The following is a 16520-nucleotide window of genomic DNA, read 5'->3' on the forward strand; positions in this document are numbered from 1 at the left end:
ATGAATTCATTGACGACGGCGGCGGGCGCCACCGGTGCCGCGACCGGCGATCCGTTCCGGCCCGCCTTCCACTACACCGCCGGGCGGAACTGGCTCAACGACCCCAACGGGCTGGTGTACCTCAACGGCACGTACCACCTCTTCTACCAGCACAATCCTTTCGGCCCGGACTGGGGCAACATGTCCTGGGGGCACGCCACCTCCCGGGACCTGCTGACCTGGGACGAGCAGCCGGTGGCGATTGCGTGCGATGAGCACGAGGCCATCTTCTCCGGTTCGGCTGTGTTCGATGAGTTCAACACCAGTGGACTGGGCACAGCCGCCAATCCCCCGCTCGTGGCCGTTTACACCAGCGCCTATACGGATGCTTCCCCGTTGGCCGGCCGGCAGGCACAGTCGCTGGCGTACAGCCTGGACGAGGGGCTCACCTGGGCCAAGTACCACGGCAACCCCGTCCTGGACCGCGAATCAGCAGAGTTCCGTGACCCCAAGGTCTTTTGGTACGACGGCGGCGCGGGCAGTTACTGGGTGATGGTCGCGGTGGAGGCGGTGCAGCGGCAGGTGGTGTTGTACAAGTCCAATGATTTGAAAGCGTGGGAACACCTGAGCACTTTCGGACCCGCCAACGCCACCGGCGGCGTCTGGGAATGCCCGGACCTTTTCGAGCTGGCCGTGAACGGGGACCCGCAGGACACCCGGTGGGTCCTCATCGTGAACCTCAACCCGGGTGGCATCGCCGGCGGCTCAGCAGGACAGTACTTCCTGGGAACGTTCGACGGCGTGGCCTTCCGGTCCGAATCGACCGTCACCGAGGGCCTCCAGACCGACGGCTCGCGCATGCGCGACTACGGCTGGCTGGACTGGGGACGGGACTACTACGCCGCCGTCTCGTTCAGCAACATGCCCGACGGGCGCCGCGTCATGATCGGCTGGATGAATAACTGGGACTATGCCCGGGAGACGCCCACCGGGGCCTGGCGTAGCGCCATGTCGCTGCCGCGGGAAGTCTCGCTCATCCGCGTGGACGGGACCTTGGTACTGCGGCAGCGCGCCGTCGACCCATTTTGCGGGCTTGGGACTGTCCAGTACCAGCTCGGACCGCAGGCCTTGGCACCCGGCGTTTTGGCGCTGCCTCCGACGGCGGAGACGGCACGGATCGATGTTGAGTTCCGGCCGGGCACTGCAGACAGCGTGGGGCTGCTGGTGCGGTCGGTGGATACCGAACAAATCGTCATTCGCTATGACGTGGCTGACGGAATACTCAGGCTGGACCGCCGGGCGTCGGGGAACGTGCGGTTCCATGATGCTTTCCCTTCTATTGAAACCGTCGAAGTTCCCCTGCAGGACGGCAGCCTCCGGCTGCGTGTCTACCTGGATCGCTGCTCCGTGGAGGTGTTTGCCCAGGACGGCCTGGCCACGGTAACGGACCTGGTGTTCCCCTCCCCGGCGGGCAACGGGCTGGCGGTCTTCGCCCAGGGTGAGGGCGCGCACCTTGTGGGGCTCGACGTCGTCGGCTGACTCCGTGGAAGGCCCACGGTCTCCCGCGTAATCCTTTGAATGCTGCGGAACACCACAAGGCTGATCGAAATTCTGGGAGGGCACCCACAGATCACATACTCCGGGGTTATCCTCAAAGGGCGTATCCAGTTGTTGGGGCAGGGCAAGGCGCAACTGCGGTCTGACCGCCGCGGGTCAGTTTCATCATTTGCATTCACACCGGGGGAACCCGGCGGATTTCAAAGGAAACGAGCATGGGCCGCCGACACGCAGCAGCTGACGTTAGCTATCCACGCTGGATCTGGTTCGTTGCGGCGGGCACCGTGGCACTTCTCATCCTGGGCGGCGCGTTCGTGCTTCGGATGCTGATCTTCCCCGCCGGCTCAGAGGGAAATCGGGACGCCGGGGGTGCGCCCCCGGCGGGCCCACCCCTGGCGCAGGACAGCCCGGCATCAGTCCCCGGAAACCCGCCGTGCATTTCCTTGAAGATCCTCACTTCACTCGAGAACGCCGACATGGTGCGGGCTTTGGCGGCCGGGTATACAGCGAAACCGCGGAGCGTTGACGGCAAATGCGTGACTCCGGCGGTGACCCAGGACGAATCAGGAGTGGCCGCCGGCAAGGTTGCGGGGAAGTTTTCCGGCATGGCCGCCGGTGACAAGCCGTCCCTCTGGCTGCCGGACTCCTCAGCATGGTTGCGGATCGCGGCTGCAGCTGACGGCGGAAGCCCTGTCCGGCAGGAAGGAACCAGCGTGGCCCGCAGCGCCATCGTTGTCGCCATGCCGGAGACCATGACTGCCGCGCTCGGCTGGGACAAGCAGGCGCCGTCGTGGTCCGAAGTCTTCAAAATGGCCGGGGAGCAGGACATCTGGGCACGCCTGGGCCATGGCGACTGGGGGAAATTCAAGTTTGGGAAGGCCAGTCCACTCGTCTCAACGGCGGGCCTGATGGCCCTTACTGCTTCCTATGGTGCTGCCGGCGGCAGCGCAGGCGGCGTGGACGGCATGGACCTCCACGCGGCGCCGCTGGTCGATAAAGTCCGCGCGGTTGAACTGGGCACCAGCCACTACATGGCCACCCCGGAGCACTTCCTGTGGCACGCCAGGCAGGCTGACGACGCCGGCAGGGTCTCGGAATTCCTCTCCGCCGTGATCGTTGATGAAAAATCGGTGTGGGACTACAACCGGGGAGTCGTCAGCGAGGACGGCAAGACGAAGCACTCAGGGCCCCCGCCCAAGGAGCCGCTCAAAGCGATTTACCCCCAGGACGGGGTGTACATCGCGGACAACCCTGCGGCCATTCTCGAGGGAGATTGGGTAGGGAGCCAGCTGCGATCGGCGGCCCAGGATTTCCTTGCTTTCGCAGTGACCCAACAGGGGCAGGACGTTGTGAAGGCCTCAGGCTATCGGTCGGCGCAGGGGGCCGTGGATGCCGGGGTGGCGTCAACCGGACAATACGCCCAAACGCTGCAGCCGCTGCCGCTGCCCACAGCGGAGGCCCTTGCAGCCATCAAGGACAGCTTCCCCGAGGTCCGAAAGCGGGCCAGGGCCTTGTTCCTGCTGGACGTCTCGGACTCAATGGTGCAGGAGCCCGGGGTGACCAAACTGCAACGGGCCAAGGATGCCGTTGCCAAGGCGCTGGAGCATTTTGCCGGCGACGATGAGATCGGGCTGGCCGCCTTCTCCCATGAAGGCGATGGTCCCCTGCAACCCGGCGTCGTGACCCCGGTAGCTCCGCTGAAGTCCAATAAGGAAGACCTCATCAGCAAACTCAACGGGCTGCAGGCTGTGGAGGCAACGCCCCTGTTCGAAGCAGTGAGCCGGTTCGCCAGTGACCAGGCGAAGCAATACAAAGACACCTTCATCAACTCGATTGTGCTGTTGAGTGACGGCAAGAACGATACCAGGCACCCTGGGGACCTGGGCGGGCTGTCGGAGCAGTTGAGTCACCAGAACCACTCGACGCCGGTGCTCGTCTTCACCCTCGCTTACGGGCCCGGCGCCGATGTCGCCACTCTCCGGGAAATCGCCAGGTCCAGCGGGGCTCACTACTATGACGCCACGGATCCGAGCAGGCTCGAAGAGGTGCTCGGCGAACTGGTGACCAGCTTTTAGGCCAGGGGAAACTGACGTGGCTGGAAGCAGGAGAATGAGCGGACCCCATTGGCGGCGGGTCCTGGCAACGCTCGGCAACGGCGACGCCCGGATTGCCTACGCCCAGATTGTGCTCGGGGCTGCGCCTGCCAACATCCTGCCTGAAGTAAAGGAGCAGCGGCGGAACCGGGCCATCGCCGGCCTTCTGGAAGCCGGACTGGTGGACCAGAGCGCCTCAGGTGAGTTGGTGGCGTCGGACTCGATATTCCGCGACCTGCTCGCCCAGCAGCCACACCGGCAGCCCCGGATGGGACTCGACAGGTTCATGCGGCTCGGCCGGATTGAACGATACCCGGCAAACGTGGCGGAACGGCGGGAGCTCCTTGCCAGGATTGCGGGTGAGGTCATTGCGCCCGGAGAAAAGCTTTCAGAGAGGCAAGTCAACGAACGGCTCCTCAGCTACACCGACGACGTTGTGCTGCTGCGCCGCTACCTGGTCGACTTTGGGCTACTGGAGCGGACGCCGTCGGGCTCTTCCTACTCCTTGGTGGAGTAGGCCCGCTTTACCCAGCCCTGGGGGTTGGCTCTGTGCGTTCATTCAGCCCCGGGGTTTGCCGGCTGGAAAATTCTGCAGGGCTTGGCCCAGCATCCGGTGGCCCTGGGCTTCGAAGGCCGTGTCGCCCACATGAAAAGCCCACACGGCCGTGCCGACTGCTTCCCTCAGCACTTCGATCCGCCAGGGATGCTGTGCCCGTGGATCCTCGCCGTACCCGTCCAGGAATGCTGATTCGAGGGCCGGGTCCTTCTGCCACTGCTGCGCTGAGAGCCGGCAGAAGTCGCTCGCGGCAGGCCGGAAGTCAAAGCGGCCGAAATCTATTGCCTTGAGCCGGCCTTCATGACTGATCCAGTTTCGCGGGTGCCAGTCACCGTGGGTCGGAACCACCCTGACCGGCGAAGGACTGTAGTCCATCAGGTGCCGCCGGGCGTCCCGTTCCAGCCTCGGATCAATCCTGTGGGGGCGGTCAAGCCAGCTCAGGGCCTTCTGCGTGGCTCGGGCTTCATATTGATCGTCCACCCGGTGATCCTCTGCGTGGAGCATGCTCAACAGCTTCCCGGCCTGGCGGTGCAGTCCCCCGTCCAGTTCCTTGGCAGTGTCTTCCACCAGGTCCCCGTCGAGATATTCAAGGACCAGAACGTTGGCGGATCGGCTCGAGTGCAGCATAAGCGGGGCGAGGCCGGCAGCCAGCAGCGGGCGGGTATAAGTGGCATGAGCGGTTATCTCGCGGCCGATGTGATGATTATCCGGGCCGGCAGCCTTCACAATTCTCGTTAGGCCGCCGACACGGACCTTGAGAACCTTCGTGTCCGTCAGCCCCCACGACAAGTCCTCAGCGAATTCCGGCGCGCCCAGCCACCCTGCCACCAGTGCGGCCTGCGCCGCAGACAGGCAGCCCCGGTCCCATCTCTCCATGCCCGGAGCCTACCAAGGCTGCGGTTAACCTCCCCGCCGCCATATGAGCAGCCCAGGAAGCTTGCCGGTCAAGCAGCGGCAGCCGGACCTCTGGAAGTCGTCGAACCCGAGAGCACGAGTGCCCACCCGCCGGCCGCTCCAATGGCGACCAGTACGGCTACGAAGGCGATCGCCGGTCCGCTCGGCCACGCCAGGGCGCCGCCATACCGCAGCAGTGCAAGCGCCTGAAGAAGAACGAACGCAACGGAGGTCAGGGCCACGGGGCGGACGGTTCGGAGGTCGCGGCTGAACTGGCCCTGCCCGGCCGCCCACCCCAGACCGACCAGCCAGGCTCCGATGGCCCGCGCTGTCAGCTCGGACAGTGTCCACGGCCACCACCGCGCGGCTTGAATGGGTACTGCCAGGAGCGCCACGCCATACAAGAGCAGTACCCCAGCGATTCCTGCCAGGAGCAGCCGGAGCGCAGGAGGCAGCACAGGCGGTCCCGCTGTCAGGGACTTTGGATCGGAACGCCGCGATCGGATCTGCATCCTGCCGATGATGAGCATGGCCACGGGCACCAGGGCATATATCGCCAGCCACGCCCAGGTGGCTATACGGGCGGTGGGGGCAGCATTTGAAGACACGTGGAAGCGATCGATATGGAGCAGGGTGACGCCCAAAGTCAGTGCAGTGAAGATGAACACGGGCCAGACTGCCAGCCGCGCCGAAGCCCAGCCCGCCGACCGGGCGCCCGTCACCTCCAGGCCGGCACTCGACCAGTATGCGGCGCCGAGGAAGACCGCGGTCATGGGCGGATTGACCGTCCACGCGAAGAATTCATCAGTTTGGAGCGGAAAGACGAACAGCACGAGCCCGGCCAGAAACACGAGGAACGCAGCGGCATAGAGCAGCCACCGCATCGGCGGGATCAACGGTGCAGCGTCAGTTGAAGCAGACATCACCGGTGCAGTTCCCCGGGCGCGGCAGCCCCACCAGGGGCAACGGACGCGGCCGGCAGGGGGTTGTCGGCCAGGTAGGCATGAAGCATCGAAACCACGGTGGCACCGTCCCCCACCGCGGTAGCCACTCTCTTGATCGAACCCGCCCGCACGTCGCCAATCGCGAAAATACCGGGCATGCTGGTTTCCAGCGCCAACGGGGCCCTGTCCGGCTTGGCGGACCCGCCGAAACTGACATCCCTGCCGCCCGTGCGCAGAAACCCGGCTGGATCCCGCTCGACCGTTTCGGGCAGCCAGGAGGTCCGCGGCATGGAACCGATCAACACAAACAAGCCGCCCGCCTCGATCTCCTCGCCGGGGACTGCATCGCCCGCTCCGGATGCCGCTACCTTGACGGCGGCAAGGAAACCGTCCTGATCACGGGCCCCGACGATGGCGGTGCCAAAGCGGATCGCCACATTCCGGGTGGCCTCGAGCTGGGAGATGAGGTACTCGGACATACTGGCCGACAGCGCGGACCCGCGTACCAGCAGCGTCACCTTCTTCGCATACCTGGCAAGGTGCAGAACCGCCTGTCCGGCCGAGTTGCCGCCGCCCACGACGCAAACATGCTTCCCGGCCATGGACGGCGCCTCGGAGACTGTTGCCCCGTAGAAGACGCCTCTGCCAACCAAGTCTTCCAATTGGGGTATGCCGAGCCGGCGGTAATCCACTCCGGTGGCCACCACCACTGTGCGGCAATGCACCTTGCTGCCATCGGAGATCGAGACGGCGTACAGTGCTCCGTCCACGCGGAGCCCCTCGATCTTCCGCAGGAACAGGAAATCGGTGCCCAGGGTCCAGGCCTGGTGGAAGGAGCGGTAGGCCAGGTGGGCGCCGCTCACACCGCGGGAGAAGCCCGGGTAGTTCCGGATCAGCGAACTGGTGCCCGCCTGGCCGCCCACAGCCTCACCCTCCACCACCATGGTGGAGAGGCCCTCGGAGGAAGCATAAACGGCGGTCGCGAGACCGGAGGGACCGGCTCCCACCACCACCACGTCGAAGATCTTGTCCGCCGGAGGCGGCCGGGTCACCCCCATCGCTTCGGCGATCTCCAGGTCGGTGGGGTTCTCAAGGACAATGGGCGGAGCAGTGAACTCAAGCACCATGACCGGCAGCACGGGATCACGCAGGTCCAGGCCCTCCAACGTCCGTTCCGCCGTCTCGGACCCGACGGGGTGGAAGACTGCTGGGATGTGGTTCCGGCTCAAGGAGTCCCGCAACGTGTGCGTCCTTTCGTCGCCTACTTCCCCGATCAGCCGGACCGCCTCGAACCCGACCCCCTGGGCCAGGTGCCAGTCGTCGAGGGCGTCGGTAATAGCCCCATGGAATTCCTCGTCCCGCAATCGTTCGGGACGTATGATCACCAGTTCGGCGTACCCCTGTGCCACGGCGCGGAAGACAGTCGGGGCGCTTGCGAAGTCACCCCATGTCACCACGACACCACGCTTGGCGGCCGGGTGAAAGCCATAGGCACGCCGCAGGAAATCAAGGCCCCCGCGGTCGGCCGGTCCGTAGCACCCGAGGATGAGGGCCACCTGGCGATTCCAGCGGCGGAGCCCCTCCAGCACCGCACGCCCGTGCGCGTGGCCGTCACAGACCACCACCTCGTAGTCGGCACCGTACCGTCGGCGTAACTCATCCCCAAGAATGCGCCGCGAGGTCGCGTCCGTGGTGGCAATCAGCATGATCGGAACCGGGTCATCCATGGCCGCCGTCTTTCCGGTTCAATGGTTCGGTGGCGCTCACGATACTCGCGCTTTGTGATCGGCAACAGGGGGTGCTGTCTACCCTCCGGGACGGTCCTTCGCCCGGGAGCCAGAGTCATTCCACGGGCGCGGAGATAGTGCCAGAATTGCTCCAATCAGTGGCAATCGGGATGACATGAACGTCAGCAGAACCGGAGGGATGGACATGGAGGACTCCATGGAGAGTCGCCCTGTTCAGGGAATCAGCCTCACCGCCACCCCCAGTGGAACGGGCTGTTTGGAGTGCCTGAGCGGTGATGGTCCGGGCTGGTGGCTGCATCTTCGCCGCTGCGCCGAATGCGGCCACATCGGCTGCTGCGATTCTTCACCCTCGCAGCATGCCAGTGCCCATGCCCGCAGCGCCGGACACCCCGTCATGAGATCCTTTGAACCCGGCGAGAACTGGTTCTACGAGCACACCACGAAGAAGTTCTTCCGCGGCCCGCGGCTTGCGGATCCCCAGTCCAGGCCCCTGGAGCAGCCGTCACCTGCACCGGCAGACAAGGTACCGACGGACTGGCAGGAGCACCTGCACCGGTAGCCGCGGATTTCGAACAACCCGTTCGACGCCGGGACTCGGCGGAGAAGGCTGGTTAGGCTGTAGGGATGGCAACAGTTATCCTCGTGCGGCACGGCCGCACCACAGCCAACGCCGCCGGGCTGCTGGCGGGCCGGGCGGCAGGCGTCAGTCTGGACCAGATCGGGCGTGAGCAGGCAGCTTTGACCGGAGACCGGCTCGCTGCCGTGCCCTTGGCCGGGGTGGTATCGAGCCCCCTCGAGCGTTGCCAGCAAACCGCCAGGCTCATCCTCGACCGCCAGCCTGGTAATCCTTCTGCGCCGACCGATCCCGATCTCACCGAGTGCGACTACGGCCAGTGGCAGGGCCGCATGCTCAGCGATCTCGCCGCCGAAGAACTGTGGGCTGCTGTGCAGTCGCAGCCGTCCGCCGTCGTTTTTCCCGGCGGTGAATCCATGGCTGCGATGCAGGCCCGCTCGGTAGCGGCAATCCGGCGGCATGATGCAGCCTTCGAAGCCGAGTACGGGCCGGGAGCCGTGTGGGCGGCTGTGAGCCACGGTGACGTCATCAAGTCCATCCTCGCCGACGCGTTCGGTATGCACCTCGATCTGTTCCAGCGCATTAACGTGGGCCCCGCCTCCGTATCGATCGTGCACTATGGTGCTGGTCGGCCCACCATCTATGCGACAAACACGGACGCAGGGGACCTGTCGTGGCTGTCAAACGGCATCAACTCCGGCGATGCGCCGGTGGGCGGCGGTGCGGGGCAAACGGCGAAGTGAACCTCGTGTGCCTAAAATACTCACATGCCCACACAAGTTCACGAGTTTGCCTGGCCTGACCGGGTCGTCATCGGCACCGTCGGCCTTCCAGGCGCACGAACGTTCTACCTGCAGGTGCGCACAGGCAAGCAAATTGTGAGCATCGCCCTTGAGAAGCAACAGTCGGCCGAGCTTGCCGGGAAGATTGACGAAATCCTCGATCAGCTCATCGCCCTTGAGGGCAATCCCTTCAGCATTCCCACGGGTACTCCCATCGAACTCGTGGACAATGACCCGCTCGAGGCGGTCGAGGAACAGTTTCGTACCGGGGCCATGACCTTGGGTTGGGACCCGACGACGGCGCAGGTGGTCATCGAGGCATACCCGATCAGCGACGTCGATGCTGACGATGACGACGAACCATCCGATGGGAACAGCACTGAGGTGGCTGAGATGTTGCTGGTGCGGATGCCGGTTGGCACGGCCCGCGCGTTCGCCAAGCGGACCCGTGAGGTGGTGGGAGCCGGACGTCCCGCGTGCCCGCTCTGCGGTTATCCAGTGGACCCCGACGGACACGTCTGTACCCTGCCTGAGGTTTGATGCCGGCACCCGACCTCCTGACGGCCGAGCTGACGCTCACCGGGCGCATCACAACGGCGTCGAATGCCACCTTCCTTGCTTCCATCGGCGACACCACGGTGGTTTATAAGCCGATAGCCGGGGAGAAACCGCTGTGGGATTTCCCCGAGGGCTTCCTTGCCCACAGGGAGGTCGCCGCCTACCTGGTTTCTGAGGTCCTGGGCTGGAACGTGGTGCCGCGCACCTGGCTCCGCGATGGTCCCTTAGGCAAGGGAATGGTGCAACTGTGGCAGGAGACTGATCCCGACCAGAACGCCGTGGATCTCGTTGCCGCCGACGACGAACCGGAGACCGGGTGGAAACACGTCCTTGAGGGACAGGATGAGACGGGGCGGATGGTGGCCCTCATACACGAGGACACGCCGGAGCTCAGGCGCGTGGCAGTGTTCGACGTCGTCGTCAACAACGCCGACCGCAAAGGCGGCCACATCCTTGCCATGCCGGGCGGACACCGGCACGGCGTGGACCATGGGCTTACCTTTCACCGTGAGCACAAGCTGCGCACGGTGCTGTGGGGGTGGCTGGGAGACGGACTGACCGACGAGGAAGTCGACGGCGTCGACCGCGTCATCGAAGGCCTGGACGGTGAGCTGGGCCGAAACCTGGCGGACTTGCTCAGCGCCGAAGAGATCGCAGCACTCGCGGCGCGCTGCACCCGGCTGCGGCTGGCAGCGCGGTTCCCGGCTCCAAGGGGTGACATGCCCGCGGTGCCCTGGCCGCTGTTCTAAGGACATCAGGGCAACGGACTAGCTCTTGCCGGCCAATTCAACGGGGCAGTCCACTGCTTCTTCGCCGAGTACCATTTCTGCATGAGGGCCCGGCTCGAACGGCGTCTACCTGGACAACCTGGGGGCGGCTGCTCCTATCGGGCTGCAGCGCCCATCCCCACCGAGAAGAGCACATCATCACTGCCATCACCGTTCTCGTCGCCGGAGCCACCGGTGACCTCGGCCAGCGCATTGTCAGCGAACTCCTACGCGGCGACTCCCTGGTCCGGGTCCTGACGCGCCCCGGGACCGGGCTGGCCCACGGCATCTACGCCGGGAACGGCCGCGTGGAGATCCACGAGGTCGCTTACACGGATCGGGCTGGCCTCGCCTCAGCACTGTCCGGTGTCGACACGGTCATTTCGGCCGTCAGCGGTGCACGGCCGGTCGTTGTTGACGCGCAGCGGGCGCTCCTCGCGGCCGCCGTCGAAGCAGGGGTGGCACGGTTTATCCCGTCGGACTACTCTGCGGATTACCGCCGGATCACCCCGGGCAGCAACCGCAACTTCGAGCTCCGTCGCGAGCTCGCCGCCGAACTCGACGCCGCCCCCATCCGCGTGACTTCAGTACTGAACGGGGCGTTCGCCGACATGCTCACCGGGCAGGCGCCCATGATCTTGTTCAAGCGTCACCGGGTCCTGTTCTGGTCCTCACCGGACCAGATTCTCGACTTCACGGCCAAGGACGACGTCGCACGCGTCGTCGCGCTTGTCGCCCTCGACGAGGACGCACCACGGGTCGTCGAGGTAGCCGGCGACCGAGTCACGGCACGAAGTATCGCCCGGACCATGACCGAACTCACGAGGACACCCTTTTCCCTGCAATGGGCCGGTACCACCAGTCTCTTAGGGGCCGTGAGCAGAATCGGCCGGCGCGTGTCGAAGGACAAAGACCAGGCTTTCCCCGCGTGGCAGGGTATGCAGTACTTCGTCAGCATGTTCAGCGGCGAAGCCGAACTCCATCACGTCAACAACGACCGCTACGGCACGCATGAGTGGACCTCGGTCCGGGATGTCCTCGAAGCGCACTTGAATGTGACAACAGAGGATCGCTGACCCGGGCACAGCATGGAGGCAGTCAACAATCTGAGGACTGTGACGTCACCCGCCTATTGGCCGCAATCTACGGGTTCGCCACCGCGAGGCTGGGCTAGTGCGCGAAGGGTTCCCCACCGCGCCGCTCCGTCCTAAGATTGAGGGGCTGGGGCGACGGTGCCGCCACAGGTTTGGCCGGACGTGGTGCCGTGGGCGGCCGCTAACCTGCCATCTCGTCCCGAGCGGATGCGGCAATGAACACGAAGAATCACGTGTGGAGGCGGGCGTGGCTCGCAGTCATTCTCCTTGTCTCAGGTTGTACCTATTACACCGATGAGCCCGCACCGCCGTCGAGCTCGCCCAGTCCCTTCGCTCCCTTGGAAAATCAGGTCCAACTGTTCCTGGACGAAGGCGCGGTAGCCGCAGTGGTCCAGATCCGCTGGCCCGGGGACGAGTGGTCCAGGGCCTACGGTGTGCGCGATCTTGAGTCCAGGACGCAGGCTCAGCCCACGGACCGGGTGGCGGTCGCAAGCGTCACCAAAACGATGACGGCCATAGCGGTGCTGAAACTCGTCGACGATCACCTGATAGGCCTCGACGATCCCGTCAACGACGTGATTCCGGGCTTTACATCCACACTTAAGCCTCCAGGACCAATAACCGTGAGGCAACTGCTGAGCCACACGTCCGGAATGCCCGAAGTCAACAATGCCCTGCCACGCGAGGTCGACTTCCGTCCGGCTCTCACTCAAACACTCACCATGGAACGGGGTCTGCAACTGGCGGGGACTCTCCCCTGGGCCTCTGACGACGTCGGGTCTTTCAAGTACTCGAACACTAATTACCTTGCACTCGGCCTCCTCCTCCAGACGCTGCGGCACGAGCCCTTCGTGCAAATCATGCAGGAGGAGGTCTTTGCCCCCCTTGGCTTGAAGCACACCAGCCTGGACCGCGTTGACCCGCACGAGGCCGGACTGTTGCACGGCTACGCAACCCTGCGCGGTGAGCGCGTGGACACCACGGACAACACCTTCGCGGTCGGCAACCCGGCTGGCGGCGCTGTATCCACCATGGAAGACCTGAACCTCCTCATGGCGGGAATCTTCCAGGGGCGTGCCGTTTCTTCGGCGACCCTGCAGGAGATGGTGACGAGGCCCAGTTTTGGCCCATACGGGCTGGGCGTGTGGGAGCATGGGGATGGATGTTCGGCCAAGGCGCGGCTTGAGGGCCGGGGTTCGTTCTGGGGCTACCAGACGGTTACCGTCAGCAGTGAAGACGGGCGGTACCAGGCCGCGATGACGGTCACAACCCCACCAATGCCCACGGAGTTCGAGGACACCTCCACCCAGGACAAGCGCGACTACCTGAACGGCAGGATCGAGTCCAGCCTTAACGAGGCCCTTGACCACATCTGCAGCCCGGCCAACTGATTCCATCAATTGCCCCGCTCGGCTTCCGGCGTACTGGCACCACTATGACAGGCCCTGACCCGCCCGGACAGTATCTTTCAGGATGACATCTCAGCGCCTAACTCTGGACGTGCCGGCTAACGACTTATGGACCTGTTCATGGTCAGTTGATACTTTGAGGCTCCGCTCTTATCCGGTGTATGCGAGGCGTTCATGATCAAGAGGCTGACGAGTTGGCAGGTCCAAAGGGAACTGGACCATGAAGAGGCCGTGCAGCGGTGGCTAACGCGCCATGTCCCCCTAGTGCTGGCCGTTCCGGGGGTGCAGGCGTATGTTCAGAACCGCTGTATCCCGGCACTCGATGGAGCCGACCCTCCATATGCAGGCCTGGGCGAAGTTTGGTTCGAAAGCCGTGAGGCTGCTGCGGCAGCGACGCAGTCCCCGGAATGGTCGGCCGTGATCGCCGACGCCCGCGAATTTATGGACATGTCAACGATCGTCGTGGCCTGGGCCGAGGAGCATCCGGCATCGGCCCAACGCCGGGACCCATTTATGCGCAAGTCGAGGTCGCTCTGGCTGCGGCGGATTCGGCCCCTCCACCTGGCCTTCAGCCGCCTACTCAAAGCTTGAAGGAGATGGCGGGCTGTCCGCTAACCGAATCCGCCTCCTCCGGTCGGCCCCAGCCATTTACTGAACTCGGCGCCGCGACGCCCGCCGTAGCGGTCATCGTCGTCCTTGCCACATCGACGGCAGCGGCTGTAGAGGCTGCCGTCTTCGGCGTGTTCGACATGCCAATCGTGCCGAATGTTCGGCTTGTGATCGCCGCCTATCGCATCAGCTGGACACTTCTCGCAGCTTGAACACGATCGAGTCGAAGACGGCGCGTGCCTCCCTTGCCAACTCCGAATTGATCGATTCGTGGAATTGGACCACCCAGAACATAGCGCGCTGGCCGTGCAGGTTGACAACCCGGTAGGTTTCGCGCTCAGCGGTGCTCGAGTACCAGCGGGTGCATAGGTTCGAATATTCTGAGTGAACGCAAAACTGACCGTTGTCGCAGGCTTTGATGTTCACGTCGCCCTCCACGGAGTGGTCGAACTCGACGCCGGAGTAATCGCCCACCATGACCTCGACGGGAGGGGTGCTGGCCGTTGACGTCTGCGCCGTCATCGCGTCGACGAAGGCCTTGGCCGACGGATTGACCTCGACGAGTGCGCCCTGCCACTTGCATGCGTCGGTCGGCACATGGTTGGAGGGCCACCAACCGACGAAGACCCCCAAGTCATCCGGCTGATCCGGGTCGTCCTTTCCCAGGCCATCGCCGTCTTCACTCACCCAGCCGTCTGGGACGGTGATCTCGAAATTCTCTTTGAAGCTGGTGACGAGGTATGTACCGGGGTCGATGTCGCCGCTGTCCGGCTGCGCTGGGAGCGTGGGCATCGGTGGGACTGTGCGAGCCTCCGTTGTCGGTGCGGGGGCTGGCGCCACGCTGGCAGTGCACGCCGAAAGGCCCAGGCAAACGGACAAGACTGATGTCATGGAGATGAAACGGCGTAGCAACACACGCATGGAGGCCTCCAAAGGCAACCCTTATGCTGCGGACGTTACGCCCAGCCAACAATGACCACAAGAGATGCCAGGAGCAAATGCTCCCCCTTTTTGGACAACGGGGAACGGATGGTGAATCCCCCCGTCGGGCGAATGCGGTCATCCCCGCTGGTGCGCCAAAGCCTCGGCCCCACGTGCCCGAAAAGACGCACTAGGGGGCTGTTGGTGAAGTGCTCAAAGCTACACTTTCCGAGTGAATTGGTCTCGTCCCTGCTCAGAGAACACCGGCCCCGAGCATGGCCTGGCCATGACAGTCTCCGATTCAAATCGCAGCGCTCTGGCCCTTCAATGATGGCCTCTGCATGGCCCCGGGTGTACCGGCAAAAGTTGAAGGGAGACGTCGTCGGATCGCACCTGCTGGAAGTAAGGAAAGATAACTGACCGGGTAGCGATGGCAGGAAGTCATCAGTGGGTGGTGACGCGACCCGCCTCTTGGCCGCAATCTACGGGTCGCCACGAGGCTGGGCTAGTGCGCGAAGGGTTCCCCACCGCGCCGGTCAGTCCTAAGATTGAGGGGCTGGGGCGACGGTGCCGCCACAGGTTTGGCCGGACGGGGTGCCGTGGGCGGCCGCTAACCTGTCATCTCGTCCCGAGCGGATGCGGCAATGAACACGAAGAATGAGGTGTGGAGGCGGGCGTCGCTCGCAGTCATCCTCCTTGTGTCTGGCTGTACCTATTCCACCGATGAGCCCGCACCGCCATCACCTTCGCCCAGTCCCTTCGCTCCCTTGGAAAGTCAGGTCCAACTGTTCCTGGATGAGGGCGCGGTAGCCGCAGTGGTCCAGATCCGCTGGCCCGGGGGTGAGTGGTCCAGGGCCTACGGTGTGCGCGATCTTGAGTCCAGGACGCAGGCTCAGCCCACGGACCGGGTGGCGGTCGCAAGCGTCACCAAAACGATGACAGCCATAGCGGTGCTGAAGCTCGTCGACGATCACCTGATCGGCCTCGACGATCCCGTCAACGACGTCATTCCAGGCTTTACATCCACACTTAAGCCTCCGGGACCAATAACCGTGAGGCAACTGCTGAGCCACACGTCCGGAATGCCCGAAGTCAACGATGCACTGCCGAAGGATGCTGACATTCGCTCTGTCTTCTCCCAAACACTCACGATGGAGCGGGGCCTAAAGTTAGCAGGGACCCTTCCCTGGACCTCGGCCAGTGTGGGGTCTTTCAAGTACTCGAACACTAATTACCTTGCACTCGGCCTCCTGGTCCAGACGCTGCGGCACAAGCCCTATGTCCAGGTCATGCAGGAGGAGGTCTTTGACCCCCTTGGCTTGAGGCACACCAGCCTGGATCACGTCGACCCGCACGAGGCCGGACTGCTGCACGGCTACGTAACCCTCCGCGGTGAACGAATCGACACCACAGACATCCCCTTCGCGGACGGCAGCCCGGCAGGCGGCGCGGTTTCGACCATGGAAGACCTGAACCTCCTCATGGCCGGACTCTTCCAGGGACGAGCGGTCTCTGCGGCGTCACTGCACGAGATGAAGACCAGCCCCGGCTTTAGCCCGTACGGGCTGGGCCTGTGGGAGCACGCGGATGGATGTTCGAAAGAGTCCCGGCACGAGGGCCTAGGCGCATTCGATGACTACCAGACGGTAGCAGTCAGCAGCGGAGACGGGCAGTACCAGGCGGCGATGACCGTCACAACACCACCGATGCCCACGGGGCTCGAAGATCCTTCTACCCAGGACAAGCGTGACCTCCTGCACGGCCAGATCGAGTCAACCCTGAACGAGGCCCTGGACCGCATCTGCAAGCCAGCCAGCTGACAAAGCACCGGTCCCGGTTGGGTGCTGCGCTGAGGGGCGTCCTTACCCGACAGGGTGCCCCTGCTTGCAGTGGTCCTGCCCCGGCTGGATCTCGTGCCCCTGGATGCAAGTCGCCTCAGGCGCGAGCGGCCGGTCGTGGTAACTGAGAAAGATGCTGCTGTATCCGCGCTCTAGGCCCTCGTCCTCGCGCCGCAGCCACTCCGTCAGATGCAGCC

Annotated in this window: 15 protein-coding genes; 11 read left to right on the forward strand and 4 right to left on the reverse strand. The window is 64.4% G+C overall.

The genetic code is table 11. From position 1 onward, the window contains the following. The 3 genes from ACR65K_RS06275 to ACR65K_RS06285 all read left to right on the forward strand — a co-directional run bounded on the left by ACR65K_RS06275 (position 1) and on the right by ACR65K_RS06285 (position 4146). A complete protein-coding gene (locus ACR65K_RS06275; RefSeq protein WP_440151812.1) occupies positions 1-1518 on the forward strand; it encodes a glycoside hydrolase family 32 protein in 1518 nt (505 codons plus the stop codon). Between the two features lie 233 nt (positions 1519-1751). Further along, positions 1752-3611: a vWA domain-containing protein gene (locus ACR65K_RS06280; RefSeq protein ID WP_440151813.1), complete on the forward strand. Its 1860-nt coding sequence runs from the start codon at positions 1752-1754 to the stop codon at positions 3609-3611. Between the two features lie 34 nt (positions 3612-3645). After that, positions 3646-4146, forward strand: coding sequence for a DUF2087 domain-containing protein (locus ACR65K_RS06285; RefSeq protein ID WP_440151815.1), 501 nt, complete (start codon positions 3646-3648; stop codon positions 4144-4146). A gap of 42 nt (positions 4147-4188) precedes the next feature. On the opposite strand, the gene ACR65K_RS06290 is transcribed toward ACR65K_RS06285, so the two are convergent. The 3 genes from ACR65K_RS06290 to ACR65K_RS06300 all read right to left on the reverse strand — a co-directional run bounded on the left by ACR65K_RS06290 (position 4189) and on the right by ACR65K_RS06300 (position 7750). Continuing rightward, on the reverse strand, positions 4189-5061 hold the full coding sequence (locus tag ACR65K_RS06290) for a phosphotransferase (protein WP_440151817.1): 873 nt from the start codon (positions 5059-5061) through the stop codon (positions 4189-4191). Positions 5062-5129: 68 nt separating this feature from the next. Next, positions 5130-6002: a hypothetical protein gene (locus ACR65K_RS06295; RefSeq protein WP_440151818.1), complete on the reverse strand. Its 873-nt coding sequence runs from the start codon at positions 6000-6002 to the stop codon at positions 5130-5132. Continuing rightward, entirely contained in the window at positions 6002-7750 is a 1749-nt protein-coding gene (locus tag ACR65K_RS06300) for an NAD(P)/FAD-dependent oxidoreductase (RefSeq protein WP_440151820.1), read from the reverse strand. Before ACR65K_RS06300 ends, ACR65K_RS06295 begins: the two co-directional genes overlap by 1 nt. 217 nt (positions 7751-7967) lie before the next feature. Here ACR65K_RS06300 and ACR65K_RS06305 point away from each other — a divergent pair, with 217 nt between their 5' ends. The 7 genes from ACR65K_RS06305 to ACR65K_RS06335 all read left to right on the forward strand — a co-directional run bounded on the left by ACR65K_RS06305 (position 7968) and on the right by ACR65K_RS06335 (position 13546). Continuing rightward, a complete protein-coding gene (locus ACR65K_RS06305; protein WP_440151822.1) occupies positions 7968-8330 on the forward strand; it encodes a UBP-type zinc finger domain-containing protein in 363 nt (120 codons plus the stop codon). Between the two features lie 65 nt (positions 8331-8395). Continuing rightward, entirely contained in the window at positions 8396-9088 is a 693-nt protein-coding gene (locus ACR65K_RS06310) for an MSMEG_4193 family putative phosphomutase (RefSeq protein ID WP_440151824.1), read from the forward strand. Between the two features lie 24 nt (positions 9089-9112). Beyond that, on the forward strand, positions 9113-9667 hold the full coding sequence (locus ACR65K_RS06315; RefSeq protein WP_440151825.1) for a DUF3090 domain-containing protein: 555 nt from the start codon (positions 9113-9115) through the stop codon (positions 9665-9667). Further along, a complete protein-coding gene (locus ACR65K_RS06320; protein ID WP_440151826.1) occupies positions 9667-10434 on the forward strand; it encodes an SCO1664 family protein in 768 nt (255 codons plus the stop codon). Before ACR65K_RS06315 ends, ACR65K_RS06320 begins: the two co-directional genes overlap by 1 nt. A 173-nt stretch (positions 10435-10607) precedes the next feature. Beyond that, positions 10608-11528 (forward strand): NmrA family NAD(P)-binding protein, encoded by a 921-nt coding sequence (locus tag ACR65K_RS06325; RefSeq protein ID WP_235565215.1) that lies wholly within the window; start codon positions 10608-10610, stop codon positions 11526-11528. Positions 11529-11884: 356 nt separating this feature from the next. After that, positions 11885-12937 carry a serine hydrolase domain-containing protein gene (locus tag ACR65K_RS06330; protein ID WP_235565204.1) on the forward strand — a complete coding sequence of 351 codons (1053 nt, stop codon included), beginning with the start codon at positions 11885-11887 and terminating at the stop codon, positions 12935-12937. Positions 12938-13129: 192 nt separating this feature from the next. Further along, entirely contained in the window at positions 13130-13546 is a 417-nt protein-coding gene (locus tag ACR65K_RS06335) for an EthD family reductase (RefSeq protein WP_056336357.1), read from the forward strand. A 204-nt stretch (positions 13547-13750) separates the two neighbouring features. Here ACR65K_RS06335 and ACR65K_RS06340 read toward each other — a convergent pair whose 3' ends face one another. Continuing rightward, on the reverse strand, positions 13751-14356 hold the full coding sequence (locus ACR65K_RS06340; protein WP_235565203.1) for a hypothetical protein: 606 nt from the start codon (positions 14354-14356) through the stop codon (positions 13751-13753). Positions 14357-15252: 896 nt separating this feature from the next. Between ACR65K_RS06340 and ACR65K_RS06345 the strand changes: the two genes are divergently transcribed. Further along, complete coding sequence (locus ACR65K_RS06345) at positions 15253-16305, forward strand: serine hydrolase domain-containing protein (protein WP_440151829.1); 1053 nt, start codon at positions 15253-15255, stop codon at positions 16303-16305. The last annotated feature ends 215 nt before the right edge of the window (positions 16306-16520 follow it).

The organism is Arthrobacter sp. SAFR-179 (genome assembly GCF_059414945.1).